This is a genomic window from Citrobacter sp. Marseille-Q5395, assembly GCF_947057495.1.
Lineage (GTDB): Bacteria > Pseudomonadota > Gammaproteobacteria > Enterobacterales > Enterobacteriaceae > Citrobacter > Citrobacter murliniae.
This window is the reverse complement of the sequence record NZ_CAMSEL010000009.1, coordinates 15055-33621: the sequence shown is the minus strand read 5'-3', so window position 1 is coordinate 33621 and position 18567 is coordinate 15055. Positions and strand designations below refer to the sequence as shown.

18 protein-coding genes are annotated in these 18567 nt (G+C 50.8%); 9 read left to right on the top strand and 9 right to left on the bottom strand.

The genetic code is table 11. From position 1 onward, the window contains the following. Positions 1 to 14: 14 nt before the first annotated feature. Complete coding sequence (gene pnuC / locus OH663_RS11195) at positions 15 to 734, top strand: nicotinamide riboside transporter PnuC (protein ID WP_200010607.1); 720 nt, start codon at positions 15 to 17, stop codon at positions 732 to 734. Here the strand turns inward: pnuC and zitB are convergent. Both zitB and OH663_RS11185 read right to left on the bottom strand, forming a co-directional pair. Then, the gene (gene zitB / locus OH663_RS11190) at positions 731 to 1672 is read right to left on the bottom strand and encodes a CDF family zinc transporter ZitB (protein ID WP_200010609.1); all 942 of its coding nucleotides are present in this window, start codon (positions 1670 to 1672) and stop codon (positions 731 to 733) included. The two genes, pnuC and zitB, sit on opposite strands and share 4 nt — an antisense overlap. A gap of 112 nt (positions 1673 to 1784) precedes the next feature. After that, the gene (locus tag OH663_RS11185) at positions 1785 to 2159 is read right to left on the bottom strand and encodes a YbgS-like family protein (RefSeq protein WP_045449506.1); all 375 of its coding nucleotides are present in this window, start codon (positions 2157 to 2159) and stop codon (positions 1785 to 1787) included. Between the two features lie 323 nt (positions 2160 to 2482). On the opposite strand from OH663_RS11185, the gene aroG reads away from it, so the two are divergent. From aroG to OH663_RS11160, 5 genes are all read left to right on the top strand, one after another. Then, complete coding sequence (aroG, locus tag OH663_RS11180; protein WP_045441125.1) at positions 2483 to 3538, top strand: 3-deoxy-7-phosphoheptulonate synthase AroG; 1056 nt, start codon at positions 2483 to 2485, stop codon at positions 3536 to 3538. 171 nt (positions 3539 to 3709) lie between these two features. Further along, complete coding sequence (locus tag OH663_RS11175; protein ID WP_200010610.1) at positions 3710 to 5878, top strand: TonB-dependent siderophore receptor; 2169 nt, start codon at positions 3710 to 3712, stop codon at positions 5876 to 5878. A gap of 11 nt (positions 5879 to 5889) precedes the next feature. Continuing rightward, positions 5890 to 6876 carry an ABC transporter substrate-binding protein gene (locus OH663_RS11170; protein ID WP_200010785.1) on the top strand — a complete coding sequence of 329 codons (987 nt, stop codon included), beginning with the start codon at positions 5890 to 5892 and terminating at the stop codon, positions 6874 to 6876. Positions 6877 to 6893: 17 nt separating this feature from the next. Then, positions 6894 to 7964, top strand: a complete 1071-nt coding sequence (locus OH663_RS11165) for a FecCD family ABC transporter permease (protein ID WP_233633516.1) — start codon at positions 6894 to 6896, stop codon at positions 7962 to 7964. Then, on the top strand, positions 7961 to 8737 hold the full coding sequence (locus tag OH663_RS11160; RefSeq protein WP_045441129.1) for an ABC transporter ATP-binding protein: 777 nt from the start codon (positions 7961 to 7963) through the stop codon (positions 8735 to 8737). Before OH663_RS11165 ends, OH663_RS11160 begins: the two co-directional genes overlap by 4 nt. Before the next feature lie 60 nt (positions 8738 to 8797). Here the strand turns inward: OH663_RS11160 and gpmA are convergent, their stop codons facing one another. The 7 genes from gpmA to modE form a co-directional block, all read right to left on the bottom strand. Continuing rightward, entirely contained in the window at positions 8798 to 9550 is a 753-nt protein-coding gene (gene gpmA / locus OH663_RS11155; RefSeq protein WP_045441130.1) for a 2,3-diphosphoglycerate-dependent phosphoglycerate mutase, read from the bottom strand. Positions 9551 to 9782: 232 nt separating this feature from the next. Continuing rightward, positions 9783 to 10823 carry a galactose-1-epimerase gene (gene galM / locus OH663_RS11150; RefSeq protein ID WP_200010614.1) on the bottom strand — a complete coding sequence of 347 codons (1041 nt, stop codon included), beginning with the start codon at positions 10821 to 10823 and terminating at the stop codon, positions 9783 to 9785. Beyond that, on the bottom strand, positions 10817 to 11965 hold the full coding sequence (gene galK, locus OH663_RS11145; RefSeq protein WP_200010616.1) for a galactokinase: 1149 nt from the start codon (positions 11963 to 11965) through the stop codon (positions 10817 to 10819). The genes galM and galK overlap by 7 nt, the downstream gene beginning before the upstream one ends. A 3-nt stretch (positions 11966 to 11968) precedes the next feature. Then, entirely contained in the window at positions 11969 to 13015 is a 1047-nt protein-coding gene (galT, locus tag OH663_RS11140) for a galactose-1-phosphate uridylyltransferase (protein WP_045441133.1), read from the bottom strand. Between the two features lie 9 nt (positions 13016 to 13024). Further along, positions 13025 to 14041, bottom strand: a complete 1017-nt coding sequence (gene galE / locus OH663_RS11135; protein ID WP_045441134.1) for a UDP-glucose 4-epimerase GalE — start codon at positions 14039 to 14041, stop codon at positions 13025 to 13027. Between the two features lie 217 nt (positions 14042 to 14258). Continuing rightward, complete coding sequence (gene modF, locus OH663_RS11130) at positions 14259 to 15731, bottom strand: molybdate ABC transporter ATP-binding protein ModF (RefSeq protein ID WP_045441135.1); 1473 nt, start codon at positions 15729 to 15731, stop codon at positions 14259 to 14261. A gap of 67 nt (positions 15732 to 15798) precedes the next feature. Further along, entirely contained in the window at positions 15799 to 16587 is a 789-nt protein-coding gene (modE, locus tag OH663_RS11125) for a molybdenum-dependent transcriptional regulator (RefSeq protein ID WP_048221822.1), read from the bottom strand. Positions 16588 to 16717: 130 nt separating this feature from the next. Here modE and OH663_RS11120 point away from each other — a divergent pair, with 130 nt between their 5' ends. The 3 genes from OH663_RS11120 (at position 16718) to modB (ending at position 18566) form a co-directional block, all read left to right on the top strand. Next, a complete protein-coding gene (locus tag OH663_RS11120) occupies positions 16718 to 16867 on the top strand; it encodes an AcrZ family multidrug efflux pump-associated protein (protein ID WP_045441137.1) in 150 nt (49 codons plus the stop codon). Between the two features lie 236 nt (positions 16868 to 17103). Continuing rightward, entirely contained in the window at positions 17104 to 17877 is a 774-nt protein-coding gene (modA, locus tag OH663_RS11115; protein WP_200010617.1) for a molybdate ABC transporter substrate-binding protein, read from the top strand. Then, positions 17877 to 18566 (top strand): molybdate ABC transporter permease subunit, encoded by a 690-nt coding sequence (modB, locus tag OH663_RS11110; RefSeq protein WP_045441139.1) that lies wholly within the window; start codon positions 17877 to 17879, stop codon positions 18564 to 18566. Before modA ends, modB begins: the two co-directional genes overlap by 1 nt. The last annotated feature ends 1 nt before the right edge of the window (position 18567 follow it).

Genomic DNA, 18567 nt, shown 5'->3' with positions numbered 1-18567 from the left:
CTCTGGGGGGAAAGATGGATTTTTTTAGCACGCAGAATATTCTGGTTCATATTCCGATTGGTGCAGGTGGTTACGACCTGTCATGGATTGAAGCGGTAGGTACTGTCGCTGGTTTACTGTGTATTGGCCTGGCTAGCCTGGAGAAAATCAGCAATTATTTCTTTGGTCTGATCAACGTTACGTTATTTGCGATTATTTTTTTTCAGATCCAACTCTACGCCAGCCTGTTGTTACAGGTGTTCTTTTTTGCCGCCAACATCTACGGCTGGTATGCATGGTCCCGGCAAACCAGTCAGCATGAGGCTGAACTGAAAATTCGCTGGCTGCCGTTACCAAAAGCGCTAAGCTGGCTGGCTGCTTGCGTGGTGGCGATTGGTTTGATGACGGTGTATATCGATCCGGTGTTTGCGTTTTTGACCCGCACGGCAGTGAATATTATGCAGGGGCTGGGGTTACAGGTTGCCGCACCAGAACTTCAACCCGACGCTTTCCCGTTCTGGGATTCCTGCATGATGGTGCTGTCAATTGTGGCGATGATCCTGATGACACGCAAATACGTCGAGAACTGGCTTTTGTGGGTGGTCATTAACGTTATTAGTGTGGTGATCTTTGCCCTGCAAGGCGTGTATGCCATGTCGCTGGAATATATGATCCTGACGGTTATTGCCCTCAACGGCAGCAGGATGTGGATAAACAGCGCGCGCGAACGCGGCTCACGCGCGCTTTCCCATTAGTGATGGTGATGTGAATGACCGGACAGTCCCTGATAAAGGTGACAGTCCGGTCCATTACATGGCTGATACTCCATCTGAATGGTCGCGTGTTCAATTTGATAGTGATGCGTCAGGAAGTGCTGAATGCGCTCCAGCAAGGCATCATGATCGTGTGGTGGGATCACCTGCACATGCAATGTGATTACCGGTTTTTCTCCCACCATCCAGACGTGCACGTGATGCACATTGCGAACTTCAGGAATATCCCGACTAAGATGGCGCTGTAGTGCAGCAATATCCAGTGCAAGCGGCGCACCTTCCAGCAATTCATTCACGCTATCTTTCAATAAACGCCAGGCGCTGCGCAGTACCAGCACGGAAACCAGGATAGAAAGAATGGGATCCGCAGGCGTCCAGCCGGTCCATATAATGATCAGCGCAGCGATAATCGCACCTACCGAACCGAGTAAATCGCCCATCACGTGTAGTGCAGCGGCGCGGACGTTGAGGTTTTTCTCTTCACTTCCGCGATGCAGAACCCAGAAGGCGAGTACATTAGCCAGCAAACCCGCGACGGCGATAACCATCATCATTCCGCCAGCTACTGGTCGGGGCGTATGGAAGCGCTCAATCGCTTCCCAGACGATTAAAATAGTGATCACCACCAGCGCAATAGCGTTAACAAACGCGGCCAGTGTGGTGAGTCTCAGCCAGCCGAATGTGTGGCGGATAGTGGGAGGACGACGGGAAAACTGGACGGCCAGCAGTGCGAAAAGTAGCGCGGCCGCATCGGTAAGCATGTGCCCGGCATCCGCCAGTAGCGCCAGAGAGCCTGAAAGTATTCCTCCCACCACCTCAACCAGCATAAATCCTGCTGTAATACAGAATGCGAACAGCAGTCGACGGGCATTGTTATCTTTGTGCTGGTCTGGGGAAGTATGAGTGTGCGAGTGAGCCATAGTGTCATCCCTTTGTTATTCTCATCTTTACTGTATGACATCATACCGGGTTTGGGCTGACAAAATTAAAAAGGAGAGCTTTTGCTCTCCTGTTATTAGCCATATTTTAGCTTTACTGGGTGGTACCATCAGTTTTGGTATCGACATCATTATTGATGCCGTTTCCGGTCTCGACCTTCTTATTCACATCCGGACAGCGACCGTCTTTACACATAGAGTTTTTGTGCACCTCGTCTTTTGTCATTCCTTCATGGTTCATCGATGAACCGTTCGGGTGCAGCATGGTTCCACCCGAATTGATTTTGTTATTGTTGACGTTATTTGGTGCAACGTTTTCACGGGCGTCAGGTGCTACTTGACCAGCATCCGCCGAAGAATTTGCCTGGCCGTTATTGGACTGAGCGTTTGTTTCTGCAGCCAGCGCTGCGCCGCTGGCGAGGCTAAGAGTTGCAGTAAGAAAGAGTGAGGCCAGCTTTGTCATTGTCATTTGCATAATATGCTCCTGTAATGGTCAATATGTCGGATAACCTCTTCCAACAGTGCATGTGCCAGTTAAATCGTCAGGGTGTGGTTTAATGTTTCAGTATGGAAATAAAAACCAGCATAGAATCTTGAAAATAATGAAAAAGTAAGCTGTTACAGTTAAAAATTGTAGTTTAGATCTCGTTTTTCGCTACTTTATTGCGTTTTTTTGATTGATTCCAGGATTAATCCGTCCAAACTGTAAAACCCCGTTTACACTTTATGATTGAAGATATAGATTGGAGGGATTGCATTCATTTATATAAGTATGGCAACGCTGGAATAATCATGAATTATCAGAACGACGATTTACGTATTAAAGAGATCAACGAGTTATTACCGCCAGTCGCACTGCTGGAAAAATTCCCTGCTACTGAAAATGCCGCAAATACGGTTGCTCACGCCCGTAAGGCGATCCATAAGATCCTGAAAGGGAGCGACGATCGTTTGCTGGTCGTTATCGGACCGTGTTCTATTCATGATCCGGCCGCAGCCAAAGAGTATGCTGCTCGCCTGCTGGCACTGCGTGAAGAGTTGAAAGATGAGCTTGAAATCGTCATGCGCGTCTATTTTGAAAAGCCGCGTACTACCGTGGGCTGGAAAGGGCTAATCAACGATCCGCATATGGACAACAGCTTCCAGATCAACGACGGTCTGCGCATAGCGCGTAAGTTGCTGCTGGATATTAACGATAGCGGCTTACCGGCTGCGGGTGAATTCCTTGATATGATCACCCCGCAATATCTCGCGGACCTGATGAGCTGGGGCGCGATTGGTGCGCGTACTACCGAGTCCCAGGTGCACCGTGAGCTGGCCTCTGGTCTTTCCTGCCCGGTTGGATTCAAAAATGGTACCGATGGCACAATTAAAGTCGCCATTGATGCAATCAATGCCGCAGGTGCGCCGCACTGTTTCCTGTCTGTGACCAAATGGGGTCACTCCGCAATTGTGAATACCAGTGGTAATGGCGATTGCCATATCATTTTGCGCGGGGGCAAAGAGCCGAATTACAGTGCTCAACACGTTGCTGACGTGAAAGGAGGGTTGGTCAAAGCGGGTCTGTCTCCGCAGGTCATGATCGACTTTAGCCATGCGAATTCCAGCAAGCAATTTAAAAAGCAGATGGATGTTGCTAAAGACGTGTGCGGGCAGATTGCCGGTGGCGAAAAAGCGATTATTGGCGTGATGATTGAAAGCCATCTGGTTGAAGGTAATCAGAACCCGGATAGCGGCGAACCGCTGACTTACGGTAAGAGCATTACCGATGCCTGCATTGGCTGGGAAGATACTGACTCTGTGCTGCGCCAACTGGCAAAAGCGGTGAAGGTTCGTCGCGGCGAGTAATACCCTTTTCTTTGTTTATAAACCGGCTAAACAGGCCGGTTTTTTTATCTCTGATTTCTCATAATCACAAAGAGTTAGATACGCTCTTAAAAGTTTTGACGTGACTGAGATCAAAATTTTACACCTATATCGATCGTAATATAAATTTTTACATAACGATTGATAATACAAATGAATAAACCTACTTACTTAGCAACACTGTTGCCTGTTCTCATTACTCTGGCATCCCAAAGTGTCCACGCTGAAGCGGCGTCTGAAGATGAAATTGTCGTCACCAGTCAGCCTTCCGGCAATCCAGCTTCTGCGCCTTCCGGTGCAGGATTTAAAACGAATGATATTGATGTTGGTCCGCAGGGAAATAAAGCCTGGGTCGATACGCCATATTCGACGACCACGGTCACTAAAATGATGATTGAAAATCAGCAGGCGCAAAGCGTGAGTGAGTTGTTGAAATATTCACCCAGTACGCAAATGCAGGCACGTGGCGGTATGGATGTTGGTAGGCCGCAAAGCCGTGGTATGCAGGGTAGCGTCGTTGCCAACAGTCGCCTGGATGGCCTGAATATTGTTTCAACAACTTCGTTCCCGGTTGAAACACTGGAACGTCTGGATGTACTGAATAGCCTGACGGGGGCATTGTATGGCCCGGCCAGCCCGGCGGGGCAATTTAATTTTATTGCAAAACGTCCGACGGAAGAGACGCTACGTGAAGTGACTCTGGGTTATCAGAGTCGCAGTGCGTTCACCGGGCACATTGATCTGGGAGGGCATATTGATGATGACAACCGTTTTGGCTATCGCGTTAATATCCTGAATGAGGAAGGGGAAGGAAACCTGGACGATAGTACGTTGCGTCGTAAGCTTCTCTCCGTGGCGATGGACTGGAATATTCAACCCGGTACGCAGTTGCAGTTGGATGCCAGCCACTATGAGTTTGTCCAGAAAGGATATCCGGGCAGCTTCAGCTATGGTCCAGGTATTAAATTACCTTCTGCGCCTGATCCCAAAAATAAAAATCTTGCACTCAGTACTGCCGGTAACGATCTGACGACGGATACCATCAGTACACGGCTGATTCATTATCTGAATGATGACTGGTCGGTAACGGCTGGTGTTGGCTGGCAGCAGGCGGATCGCGCGATGCGCAGCGTATCGAGCAAAATAATAAATGATCAGGGTGATATCAGCCGCACGATGAAAGACTCCACTGCAGCGGGGCGTTTTCGTGTACTGAGCAATACTGCCACTCTCAATGGTCATGTGGATACTGGCTCCATTGGGCACGATATTGCACTTTCAACTACGGGTTATGTTTGGTCTTTGTACAGTGCAAAAGGCACCGGCTCTTCTTATAACTGGGGCACCACTAACATGTATAACCCTTCGGAGATGACGGAGAAAGGCGACGGAAAAATCAGAACCAGCGGTGATCGCTATAAATCCGGAGTGAATACACAACAGAGTATTACCGTGGGCGATACGATCACGTTGACACCGAAATGGTCAACAATGTTTTACCTCAGCCAGAGTTGGATCCAGTCACAGAGTTATAATAAGAACGGGCATAAAACCAGCCAGATTGATGAGGATGGATTAAGTCCGAATGCGGCGCTGATGTATAAAATTACGCCAAATGTGATGACCTATATTAGCTATGCAGAGTCCCTGGAACAGGGGGGAACCGCACCAATCAACAGCGATGTGAAAAATGCCGGACAAACGCTGGATCCGTACCGCAGTAAGCAATATGAAGTAGGGCTTAAAGCGGATGTTTCAGGGTTGAATTTGGGCGCGGCTCTGTTCCGGCTCGAACGTCCTTTTGCCTATGTAGATCCCAATGATGATGTCTATAAAGAACAGGGTAATCAGGTAAATAATGGTCTGGAACTGACTGCATCCGGAAACGTCTGGCAGGGATTAAACGTTTATAGTGGTGTGACGTTCCTCAATCCAAAATTGAAAGATACGGCCAGCGATTCAACCAGCGACAAGCAGGTGGTCGGGGTTCCCAAAGTACAGGCTAATATGTTGGCTGAATACAGTTTACCTTCTATACCGCAATGGGTTTATAGCGCGAATATTCACTACACCGGTAAGCGAGCGGCTAACGACACTAATACCGCGTGGGCTGGCAGCTACACCACGTGGGATTTAGGAACTCGCTATACAACCAAAATCAGCAATGTGCCTACCACCTTCCGGGTTGTCGTGAACAACGTGTTCGATAAGCATTACTGGGCCTCCATCTTCCCGTCAGGGACTGATGGTGATAACGGTTCGCCGAGCGCATTTATCGGCAGCGGACGCGAAGTTCGTGCTTCCGTGACGTTAGATTTCTAAAGGCTGGAATGATGACGTTAACCCGTATTTTCCCCGCACTGTTATGTCTGGTGGCGGGGAGCTTATTTGCCGCACAACCGCAAAGCGATGTCCGTATCGCATCGCCATGGCCTGCACAAAACACCATTATCACTATGTTAGGTTATGGCGAAAATATTGTTGGTACATCAATGATAGCGAAGAAAATACCGCTTTTCCGCCAGAGTTTACCGCGTATTGATGATGTCGCTGTCGTCAGTGTTAACAGCGGTCATGAGTTGGATCCGGAGCAAATTATCTCGCTTGGTACGCAACTGTTATTCGTGCCGAAATCGATGACTGTACCAGGCGAATCATTACTCCAGCAGGCTGGTGTGCGTATTCTTGCCTTCGAAGCGAATTCCATGACTGCATTAACGTCCCGGGTACAGAAAACGGCGGATGTTCTTGGACCTGATGCTCAGCAGAAAGCCTTGCGTTACCAACGCTATTTTGACCATAACGTGGGGCTGGTGAAGGACCGTTTAAAAGATCTCTCTGACAATCAGCGAGTGACGATATATCACAGTATGGGCAACCCGCTGACAACCAGCGGTCGCCCCTCTCTTAATCAGGATTGGATGGATCTGGCTGGGGCAAGGAATATTGCTGAGCACTGGTTTGACAGCAAATCAAACCGAACGGGGGAGGTGGCGCTGGAACAGATCGTTGCGGCTAATCCGGCGGTTATTGTAGCAATGAATAAACGCGACGCAGAAGCCATTATGGCTTCCCCTCAGTGGGCGCAAGTCGATGCAGTGATTCATCATCGAGTCTATGTTAATCCGAAAGGTATGTTCTGGTGGTGTCGGGAGACCAGCGAAGAGGCGCTGCAATTTCTCTGGCTGGCTAAAACGCTTTACCCACAACGTTTTGTTGACATAGATATGCGCCAGGAAGTTCGTGATTTTTATCACGATTTTTTTGGTATCTCGCTCAGTGACTCACAGGTCAGTGATGTGCTCACTCCGCCGAAATGATTCGGCAGATAAGGAAAATGATGTCGTCATCTGCTGATATACAGATGCGGGAGTCAATTGACGAACGCTATCGTCTTGTTATCCGTAAGCGATGGGTGCTGGCGCTGGTGATTATTTTGGCGATAGCAGCCTCATTGGTGCTGGATTCGACCCTTGGCCCGTCTGGCCTGGCTCTTGCCGATCTCTGGCAAGCGCTACTCCATCCGCTAAGTGTCAACGCCGGAACCCGCGTAATAGTCTGGGATATCCGCTTACCTTACGCGCTAATGGCGTTGTTGGTGGGAATGGCGCTCGGACTGGCGGGGGCGGAGATGCAAACTATCTTAAATAACCCGTTGGCGAGCCCGTTTACGCTTGGTGTCTCGTCTGCGGCAGCCTTTGGTGCGGCACTGGCGATTGTATTGGGTATTGGTATTCCGGGGGTATCCGCCACGTGGTTTATCCCTGCGAATGCCTTTATTTTTGCGCTGCTCTCCGCCTTACTGCTTGACGGCATCACCCGCTGGACCCGTGTAGCAACATCCGGTGTGGTGCTGTTTGGCATCGCGCTGGTCTTTACCTTTAACGCGCTGGTGTTAATGATGCAGTTTGTTGCCGATGAAGACACACTACAGGGACTGGTTTTCTGGACAATGGGTAGTCTGGCCCGCGCTTCGTGGGAAAAACTTGGCGTACTGGCCGTCGCTGTTGTCATTGTCTTTCCATGGTCAATGCGTAGCGCCTGGCAACTCACGGCGCTGCGCCTGGGCGAAGATCGGGCGATGAGTTTTGGCATTGATGTGCGGCGGCTACGCCTGTCATCGCTTCTGCGCATCAGCTTATTGTCGGCGTTGTCGGTGGCTTTTGTAGGCCCCATCGGCTTTATCGGGCTGGTTGCACCGCATATTTCACGCATGCTATTTGGTGAAGACCATCGTTTTTACCTGCCCGGAAGTGTACTGACGGGGGGACTGGTGCTCTCGCTGGCCTCTATTGCGTCGAAGAACATTATTCCCGGTATCATTATCCCTGTTGGAATAGTCACATCGCTGGTGGGGGTCCCCTTTTTCCTGAGCATTATTCTGCGGCATCGGGGGAGCATGTCATGAGTGGGCTAATTCTCCGGGGAGTGGACGCGGGATATCCTAAACAACCAGTGATTCATAATCTCAATGTCGCCGAGCTGCCACGCGGTAAAATCACTGTATTACTGGGACCTAACGGTTGCGGGAAGTCAACATTGCTACGTTCGCTGGCAGGGTTGAATAAAGCCAGCGGTGAGGTGATTCTTGACGATGAGAATTTAACATCGTTGCCGTTTGCTAAACGTGCTGAGAAGGTGGTGTTTTTACCACAGTCGCTGCCGCAGGGTGTTCATTTGCATGTGCTGGAGTCAATTATTGCTGCACAGCGGGCGTCCTGTAGAAGAGATGATGAAAGCAGTAACGCTCAGGCGCTGGCAATACTTGAACAACTTGGGATTGCGCATCTGGCGCTGCACTACCTCGATCAACTTTCTGGTGGGCAGCGACAACTGGTCGGTCTGGCGCAGTCTTTGATCCGTCGACCTGACCTGCTGTTGTTAGATGAACCACTCAGTGCACTGGATTTAAACTATCAGTTCCACGTGATGGATTTAATCCATCGCGAAACACTGGCGCGCAATATGGTCACCGTAGTTGTGGTACATGATATTAATATCGCGCTGCGCCATAGCGAATACGTGTTAATGCTCAAAGACGGGAAACTGGTTGCCAGCGGTGAGCCTGAGGAGGTCATTACCGCAGAGAGTTTGGCTGAAGTGTACAATGTTCGGGGTCGTGTAGAACGGTGTTCACAGGGAAGGCCGCAGGTGATACTCGACGGCGTGATTGACGTATAAAAAGAACAGCAGAATAAGCAATAGTAGGCCCGGTAAGCTTGCGCTACCGGGCAAAATACATTACTTCGCTTTACCCTGGTTGGCAACGGCAGCAGCTTTTGCTGCGATTTCGTCGGCGTTACCCAGATAGTAATGTTTGATTGGTTTGAAGTTTTCGTCAAACTCATACACCAACGGTACACCGGTCGGAATGTTGAGTTCCAGAATTTCATCTTCGCCCATATTATCCAGGTACTTCACCAGCGCACGCAGGGAGTTACCGTGAGCGGCGATAATCACGCGCTCACCGCTTTTCATGCGCGGCAGAATGGTTTCGTTCCAGTATGGGATAACACGATCGATGGTTAGCGCCAGGCTTTCAGTTAGCGGTAGCTCTTTGTCGGTCAGTTGTGCATAACGCGGATCGTGACCCGGATAGCGCTCATCGTCTTTGGTCAGTTCTGGCGGGGTTACCGCAAAACCACGACGCCATTGTTTAACCTGCTCGTCACCGTATTTTTCTGCGGTTTCTGCTTTGTTCAGACCCTGCAGCGCACCGTAGTGACGCTCATTCAGTTTCCAGGATTTTTCAACAGGCAGCCAGGCCTGATCCAGTTCATCCAGCACGTTCCACAGGGTGTGGATGGCACGTTTCAGCACAGAGGTGTAAGCAAAATCGAAGCTGTAGCCTTCCTCTTTCAGCAGTTTACCTGCTGCCTTTGCTTCGCCCACGCCTTTCTCTGACAGATCGACATCATACCAACCGGTGAAGCGGTTTTCGTTGTTCCACTGACTTTCACCGTGACGTACCAGAACCAGCTTAGTTACAGCCATACTCTCACTCCTCAAGCTTTATCGAATGATAATAATTCTCATTATATTGCCGTGATGCGTCAGCGGCAATGCTTACGCATAACCATAGCGAAAATAGCGACACAGTGTAAGGTTCTTGTGAACTCAAGGTTGCTATTTTGTCTTTGAACGGTGGGATTATGAGCGGGTTTGATGTGGGTAATAAACAACGAGCCCGATAAACTTACGCTATCGGACTCGTTACGGTTAATTATCAGGCAGGAATAAATCGATATTCCGTCACGCTGGCGTACTCTTCGCCAGGGCGCAGGAAGCAGTCTGGTTGAGGCCATTCCTGATGATTCGGGCTGTCCGGCAGGAATTCACTTTCCAGCGCCAGACCCTGCCAGTCGGCATAAGCTTCTGGTCCACGAGAGGGGGTGCCGCCGAGGAAATTCCCGGAGTAGAACTGCAATGCCGGAGCAGAGGTGTAGATCTCCATGTGTAGTTTTTCATCCTGCGACCACAGGTGAGCGACCGGTTTGCGGATATCGCCCTGTGCCTGTAGCAAGAAGGCATGATCGTATCCCTTAACCTTGCGCTGGTCGTCGTCGGCCAAAAATTCGCTATCGATAACTTTTGGTGCGCGGAAATCAAAAGAGGTTTCCGCAACGGATTTCAGACCAGCGCGTGGGATCCCTGTTTCATCAACCGGCAGGTACTCATCGGCCAAAATCTGTAGCTTATGTTGACGAACATCGGTTTTGTCACCGTCGAGATTAAAATAAACGTGATTCGTCATATTCACCGGGCAGGGCTTATCGACCGTCGCGCGGTAGGTGATCGAAATGCGGTTATCGTCAGTCAGACGGTACTGCGCCGTTGCGCAAAGATGGCCAGGGAAGCCCTGGTCGCCATCTTCAGACGTTAATGCAAACAACACCTGACGGTCGTTTTGATTCACTATCTGCCAGCGTCGTTTATCGAAACCGTCTGGCCCGCCATGTAGCTGGTTTTCACCCTGGCTTGGCAGTAATTCGATGATTTCACCAGAGAAAGTGTAACGACTGTTAGCGATACGGTTAGCATAGCGACCTATTGAAGCGCCCAGAAACGCGGCCTGATCCGGGTATTGCTCCGGGCTGGCACAGCCAAGCAATGCTTCGCGCACGCTACCATCGCTGAGCGGAATGCGGGCAGACAAAAGAGTCGCGCCCCAGTCCATCAAGGTGACAACCATCCCTGCGTCATTACGCAGGGTTAGCAGGCGAAACGGCTGGCCGTCGGGGGCCAGTACGGGAATTTCATTCAGCACTGTCCGGCTCCTTGTGAAGGTTTACAGACGTAGAAGGTCTCTTTGATACCTGTTTTTGCTTCGTACTGTGTGGCGACAGCCTGCTGTACGGCAGGAACCAGAGCTTGCGGGATCAGCGCCACAATGCAGCCGCCAAAACCGCCGCCGGTCATGCGCACACCGCCCTGATCGCCGATGGTCGCTTTAACAATCTCGACAAGCGTATCAATCTGCGGCACGGTGATTTCGAAGTCATCGCGCATTGAAGCATGAGATTCTGCCATCAGTTGGCCCATACGCAGCAGGTCGCCTTTTTCCAGTGCGTTTGCCGCTTCAACGGTGCGGGCATTTTCTGTGATCACGTGGCGAACGCGTTTGGCTACGATCGGATCCAGTTCGTGCGCGACGGTGTTAAATGTCTCAAGGCTGACATCACGCAGTGCTGGTTGCTGGAAGAAACGCGCGCCGGTTTCGCATTGTTCACGACGGGTGTTGTACTCACTGCCAACCAGCGTACGTTTAAAGTTACTGTTGATGATCACGACAGCAACACCTTCAGGCATAGAAACCGCTTTAGTGCCCAGCGTACGGCAGTCGATCAGTAGCGCATGATCTTTTTTGCCCAGTGCGGAGATTAGCTGATCCATGATGCCGCAGTTACAACCAACAAACTGGTTTTCGGCTTCCTGACCGTTCAGGGCAATCTGTGCGCCATCGAGCGGCAGATGATAAAGCTGCTGGAACACGGTGCCTACGGCCACCTCCAGCGAGGCGGAGGAACTTAAGCCCGCGCCCTGTGGCACATTGCCGCTAATCACCAGATCGGCACCGCCAAAAGTGTTATTACGCTTTTGCAGATGTTTCACGACGCCACGCACATAGTTTGACCATTGCTGGCTGTCATGGGCGATAATCGGTGCATCAAGAGAGAACTCATCAATCTGATTGTCGTAGTCAGCTGCGATCACGCGGACCTTGCGATCGTCCCGCATCGCACAACTGATAACGGTTTGGTAGTCGATGGCGCAAGGCAGGACGAAACCGTCGTTATAATCGGTATGTTCGCCAATCAAATTAACGCGACCCGGAGCCTGAATAGTGTGGGTGGCAGGGTAGCCAAAAGTTTCTGCAAACAGAGATTGTGTTTTTTCTTTCAGACTCATTATTTAAACTCCGGATTCGCGAAAATGGATGTCGCTGACCGCACGCAGACGTTCAGCGGCTTGTTCTGCCGTCAGGTCGCGCTGGGTTTCCGCCAGCATTTCGTAACCGACCATAAATTTACGTACGGTAGCGGAACGCAGCAGGGGCGGATAAAAATGCGCATGCAACTGCCAGTGCTCATTTTCTTCGCCATTAAATGGCGCACCGTGCCATCCCATGGAATAGGGGAAAGAGCACTGGAACAGGTTGTCGTATCGACTGGTCAGTTTTTTCAGTGCTAGCGCCAGGTCGGTACGTTGCTCGTCGGTCAAATCGGTAATACGCAGCACATGTGCTTTCGGCAGCAGTAGCGTTTCGAACGGCCATGCTGCCCAGTAAGGTACTACCGCCAGCCAGTGTTCGGTCTCCACAACCGTACGGCTGCCATCCGTCAGTTCACGCTGGACATAATCGAACAGCATTGGCGTGCCCTGTTCGGTGAAATATGCTTTTTGCTGCCTGTCTTCGCGTTCGGCTTCGTTGGGCAGGAAACTATTGGCCCAAATCTGCCCGTGTGGATGCGGGTTTGAGCAGCCCATCGCCGCGCCTTTATTTTCAAACACTTGAACCCAGGGGTAGGTTTTCCCCAGATCTGCTGTCTGTTCTTGCCAGGTTTTCACTATTTCCGTCAGCGCAGGAACGCTGAGTTCCGGCAACGTTTTACTGTGATCGGGCGAGAAGCAAATAACGCGGCTGGTACCGCGTGCGCTCTGGCAACGCATCAATGGATCGTGGCTGTCTGGCGCGTCCGGGGTATCGGACATCAGGGCAGCAAAATCATTGGTAAAGACAAAGGTACCCGTGTAATTCGGATTTTTATCGCCAGTGACGCGTGTGTTGCCCGCACACAGGAAACAGTCCGGATCATGAGCGGGCAAAACCTGCTTAGACGGTGTTTCCTGCGCCCCTTGCCAGGGACGCTTAGCGCGATGTGGCGAAACGAGTATCCACTGCCCGGTAAGTGGGTTAAAGCGGCGATGTGGATGATCGATGGGATTAAATTGTGTCATGACAAATCCTTAGTCCGGGTATCCTTGCGGATGGCGTGACTGCCAGTGCCAGGTATCCTGTGCCATTTCATCCAGCGTACGGGTAACCCGCCAGTTCAGTTCGCGGTCAGCTTTGCTGGCATCAGCCCAGTAAGCAGGAAGATCGCCGTCACGGCGTGGCGCAAAATGGTAGTTAACTGGTTTACCGCAGGCTTTGCTGAAGGCGTTGACCACGTCCAGAACGCTGCTGCCGACGCCGGCTCCGAGGTTGTAAATATGCACGCCCTGAATACCAGCCAGTTTTTCCATGGCGGCAACGTGACCGTCAGCGAGATCCATCACGTGGATATAATCACGAACGCCAGTGCCATCTTCGGTAGGGTAGTCGTTGCCAAATACGGCAAGAGACTCGCGGCGGCCAACGGCAACCTGAGCGATGTAAGGCATCAGATTATTTGGAATACCTTGCGGATCTTCACCCATATCACCTGATGGGTGTGCGCCAACCGGATTGAAGTAGCGCAGTAGGGCAATGCTCCACTCTGGTTGTGCTTTTTGCAGATCGGTCAGGATCTGCTCCACCATCAGTTTGCTTTTGCCGTACGGGCTTTGCGGAGTACCAGTGGGGAAACTTTCAACGTAAGGAATTTTTGGCTGATCGCCATAGACTGTTGCGGAGGAACTGAATATGAAGTTCTTCACGTTAGCAGCGCGCATAGCGTTTACCAGACGCAGAGTACCATTCACGTTGTTGTCGTAGTACTCCAGCGGTTTGGTGACAGATTCACCAACAGCCTTCAGGCCAGCAAAGTGAATGACCGTATCAATGGCATGATCGTGCAAAATTTCGGTGAGCAGTGCTTCGTTACGAATATCACCTTCAACGAAGGTCGGATGCTTTCCACCTAAACGTTCGATCACCGGCAGGACGCTGCGCTTACTGTTGCAGAGGTTATCAAGGATCACGACGTCGTGACCGTTTTTCAGTAACTGCACACAAGTGTGGCTTCCTATGTAACCGCTACCACCTGTAACCAATACTCTCATAATTCGCTCCGTTAAGCCTATGGTATGCAATAACCATAGCATAACAAAGATGCGAAAAGTGTGACATGGAATAAATTAGTGGAATCGTTTACACTTGGATAAAATCACAAATTGACGTCAATTATTTGATTGTAACTCATAGAGTTTCTTAATGATTGCGCCTTTTATCCGAAAAAGATCGTGAAAAAAGGCGCCTCTAAATGCCAGCGAATGAAAACTAACGCAGGGATGTTTGTCGATAGATATAGATATCGCCCTCAGGGATAAACTCCAGTCGATGAGTTATACAGGTTGGCGCATCTTCGGCGTGGTGAGAAACAAACAACAACTGAGTTTCTCCTTCACTGATAAGGATATCGACAAAACGGCGGATCAACTGACGATTTAGCGGGTCCAGCCCTTGCAACGGTTCGTCGAGGATCAGCAGAGTAGGATGCTTGACCAGCGCGCGGACAATCAGTGCCAGCCGTTGCTGTCCCCAGGAAAGACTGTGGAACGGGGCATCCGCAGTGCGTTTATCCATTCCCAAAATGTCTAACCAACGTTGCGCCAGCTTATGTTGCCGGTCTGAAACCGCCTGATAGATGCCGATTGAATCAAAGAAACCCGAGAGAATAACGTTGCGCACCGTGGTACTCACCCGGTAATCCAGATGCAGACTGCTGCTGACATAGCCAATGTGCTTTTTAATATCCCAGATGGTTTCACCGCTGCCACGTCGGCGGCCGAACAGGGTCAGATCGTTGCTGTAACCTTGCGGATGATCGCCGGTGATTAAACTGAGCAGGGTCGATTTCCCTGCGCCATTAGGGCCGACAATTTGCCAGTGTTCACCCGGCTTTACCTGCCAGCTCAGGCCATGGAGAATAGGACGATCATTATAAGAGACTACGCCATCTTTGAGCACAATGCGGGCATCGTCTGTGGGAAGTGCGAGGCTGACTGAAGGTTCATCAGGCTCGGGCAACGTAATACCGTCAAGTTGTTCGCTGTGAGCAAGTTGGGCAATCAGCGCCTGTTGCAGTAAGTCGGCTTTCTCGCCGCTTTCTGTCAATGTGCAATCGGCAAGCACGCCTGCAAACTGCACGAAGTCTGGAATTTCATCAAAGCGGTTGAGGACCAGTACCAGCGTATAGCCCGTCTGATGCAACGAAGCGAGCAGATCCGCTAACTGTTGACGTGACGCAACGTCCAGCCCGTCAAACGGTTCATCAAGTATCAGTAACTCCGGTTCCGACATCAGCGCCTGACAAAGTAAAGCTTTGCGTGTTTCACCGGTAGAGAGGTATTTGAAACGTCGGTCGAGCAGGGAGGTAATACCAAACTGTTGCGCCAGCGTTGAACAACGGGCGGGATCGTTAACTTCAGCCTGGATAATCTCTGCGGTGGTTCGTCCGGTATCGTCTTCACCCGGACTAAGAAGATCGGTATTGTTACGCTGCCATTCATCGCTGACCAGCTTTTGTAGCTGCTCAAATGAGAGTCGGGTTATACGCGTGAAGTGGCACTGGCGTTCACCTTTGAGTAGCGGTAGCTCTCCCGCCAGTGCCCGGGCCAGTGCGGATTTCCCGCTGCCATTAGAGCCAACAAACGCCCAGCTATCACCTGCGTTCAAAACAAAGGTATTCAACTGCAGCGTTTTCGTGTCACTCAGACGAAACGTGCCTTGCGAAATTTGCAACGATGACATTTTGTATCCCATTTATTGCAGCGATTAATAACAGGGATACGTGTTCTGCGGGTCGATGTCAATCGACTTAGCACAACGTGGCGATAATCACTCGGTCGGCATTGAAATACGCTGTCACAGCGGTGCCTTCTGTCAGGTCTGCCGCCTCTTCACGTGGCAGGGTGGCACATAGCGTCTGGCCATCGGGTAGGGTCATTAACACCTCGCACTGTTCTGTCCCGCGCTCAATATGGCTAATTGTCCCTTGCAACTGGTTGTCAGCGGCCTGAGCCACGCGTTTATCCTGCGTAATCCCTACCCACGGTGCTTTAAGCAGAACCAGAACTTCTTTGCCTTCTTCAAGCCCGAGACGTTCACCGCTTTGCGCCGTCAGTGCGACTTTTAGCCGCGTTTCGCCATCGGCCAGCAGGACATCGACATGCTGCTGAACCTGATTGTGGTCGCGAGCGGTAATAGTGCCAAACCACTGATTTCGGGCACTGGTTTGCAGTGAAAAACGGGAGATAGCCGCCAGCAAGCTATTGAGCGGGAGCGCATCGTCATCGCTCAGAACATCAAACGCTTTTTGTTGGATTTGTGCAAGTAAATCATACAGTTGAATCAGGCGCTGACCATAACGGGTCAATACCGCGCCGCCGCCGCCTTTGCCACCAGTAGCACGCTCAACCAACGTCTGCTCGCTGAGCTGGTTCATTTCGTTAATGGCATCCCAGGCACTTTTATAACTGATGCCCGCATCCTTCGCGCCCTGGCTGATGGAGCCGGAAAGCGCAATGTGCTTTAGCAGAGAAATGCGGCGGGGATCGGCAAACAGTTTTTCCTGAAGTTTCAGGGTAAGGAGGATTTCGGCCTGCATAACGAGCTCCTGGCAAAAAAGGGTATTGTGACGGAAAACCGCGCGCGCGCAAAGCCGACAGCACAAAAGGGGAGTGCTTTTCTACGTTATGTGGTTAGAATACAACTAAGGACTATATCTGGAGTTGACCATGTTAGAGTTATTGAAAAGTCTGGTATTCGCCGTAATCATGGTACCTGTGGTAATGGCCGTCATTCTGGGTCTGATTTACGGACTGGGTGAAGTGTTCAACATTTTTTCCGGTATCGGTCAGAAAGACCAGTCCAGACAGAATCATTGATTCCCCAAACGCCCGCTCAGTCGGGCGTTTTATCTTCTTCGTCCTTTAAGTCGCATTTTTGTTATTTGCCTCCGCTCAATATCACTCGAAATCCTTTGTGCATCGTTCCTCAAGATCCTGCTTTTCTTGCCGATATTTTCTTTGTGTAACCTCTAATTGGTATCAATAACCACTGGGAAAACCCTGGTTTAATCGTTATATTGTTGCATACATAACGAAACTCAAAGGAGTTACAGATGGCACGTTCATGGTTACGCTTGTTTGCAGGGGCAACGCTCTCTCTTTCTGTTGCCGGGCATGCGCTGGCGGATGAAGGTAAAATTACGGTGTTCGCAGCGGCTTCGTTGACAAACGCGATGCAGGACATTGCAGTGGTTTATAAAAAAGAAAAGAATGTCGATGTTGTCTCCTCTTTTGCCTCATCTTCTACGCTGGCGCGTCAGATTGAAGCTGGAGCACCAGCCGATCTATTTATTTCTGCCGACCAGAAATGGATGGATTATGCGGTAGAGAAGAAGTCTATCGATACTGCGACGCGTAAGACGCTGCTTGGGAACAGCCTGGTTGTTGTGGCTCCTAAAGCTAGTGAACAGAAAGACTTTACCATTGACAGCAAAACTAACTGGACCAGTCTGTTGAACGGTGGACGTCTGGCTGTTGGTGACCCGGAACATGTTCCGGCGGGCATTTATGCCAAAGAAGCGCTGCAAAAACTGGGAGCATGGGATACCCTGGCACCAAAACTGGCGCCTGCTGAAGACGTCCGTGGTGCGCTGGCGCTGGTAGAGCGTAATGAAGCGCCGCTGGGGATCGTTTACGGTTCCGATGCTGTTGCCAGCAAAGGCGTAAAAGTTGTGGCGACTTTCCCGGAAGATTCACACAAAAAAGTGGAATACCCTGTCGCGATTGTTGATGGGCACAAAAACGCAACGGTCAGCGCGTTCTATGACTATCTGAAAGGACCGCAGGCTTCTGAAATCTTTAAACGTTATGGATTTACGACCAAGTAATGATACTCAGCGATCCTGAATGGCAGGCCGTTATATTGAGCCTGAAAGTTTCTTCCCTGGCCGTGCTGTTTAGTCTGCCGTTTGGGATCTTCTTTGCCTGGTTGCTTGTGCGATGCAAGTTTCCAGGTAAAGCGCTGCTCGACAGCGTTTTGCATTTGCCTCTGGTTCTGCCGCCGGTGGTAGTGGGTTATCTGTTATTGATCGCCATGGGGCGGCGCGGATTTATCGGCGAGCGGTTGTATGACTGGTTTGGTATTACCTTTGCGTTTAGCTGGCGCGGTGCAGTTCTTGCCGCGGCAGTGATGTCCTTCCCACTCATGGTGCGGGCTATCCGTCTGGCTCTCGAGGCAGTCGACGTCAAACTGGAGCAGGCAGCTCGAACGTTGGGCGCCGGACGCTGGCGCGTATTCCTGACCATCACATTACCATTGATGCTGCCTGGGATCATTGTTGGTACAGTACTGGCGTTTGCCCGATCACTCGGTGAGTTCGGTGCGACCATTACCTTTGTTTCCAACATTCCAGGTGAAACTCGCACGATCCCTTCTGCGATGTATACCCTAATCCAGACGCCTGGCGGCGAAAGCGCGGCGGCAAGGTTATGCATTATTTCTATTGTGCTGGCTTTGATTTCACTGCTTATTTCTGAATGGCTGGCGCGGATTAGTCGCGAGCGGACGGGGCGATAAT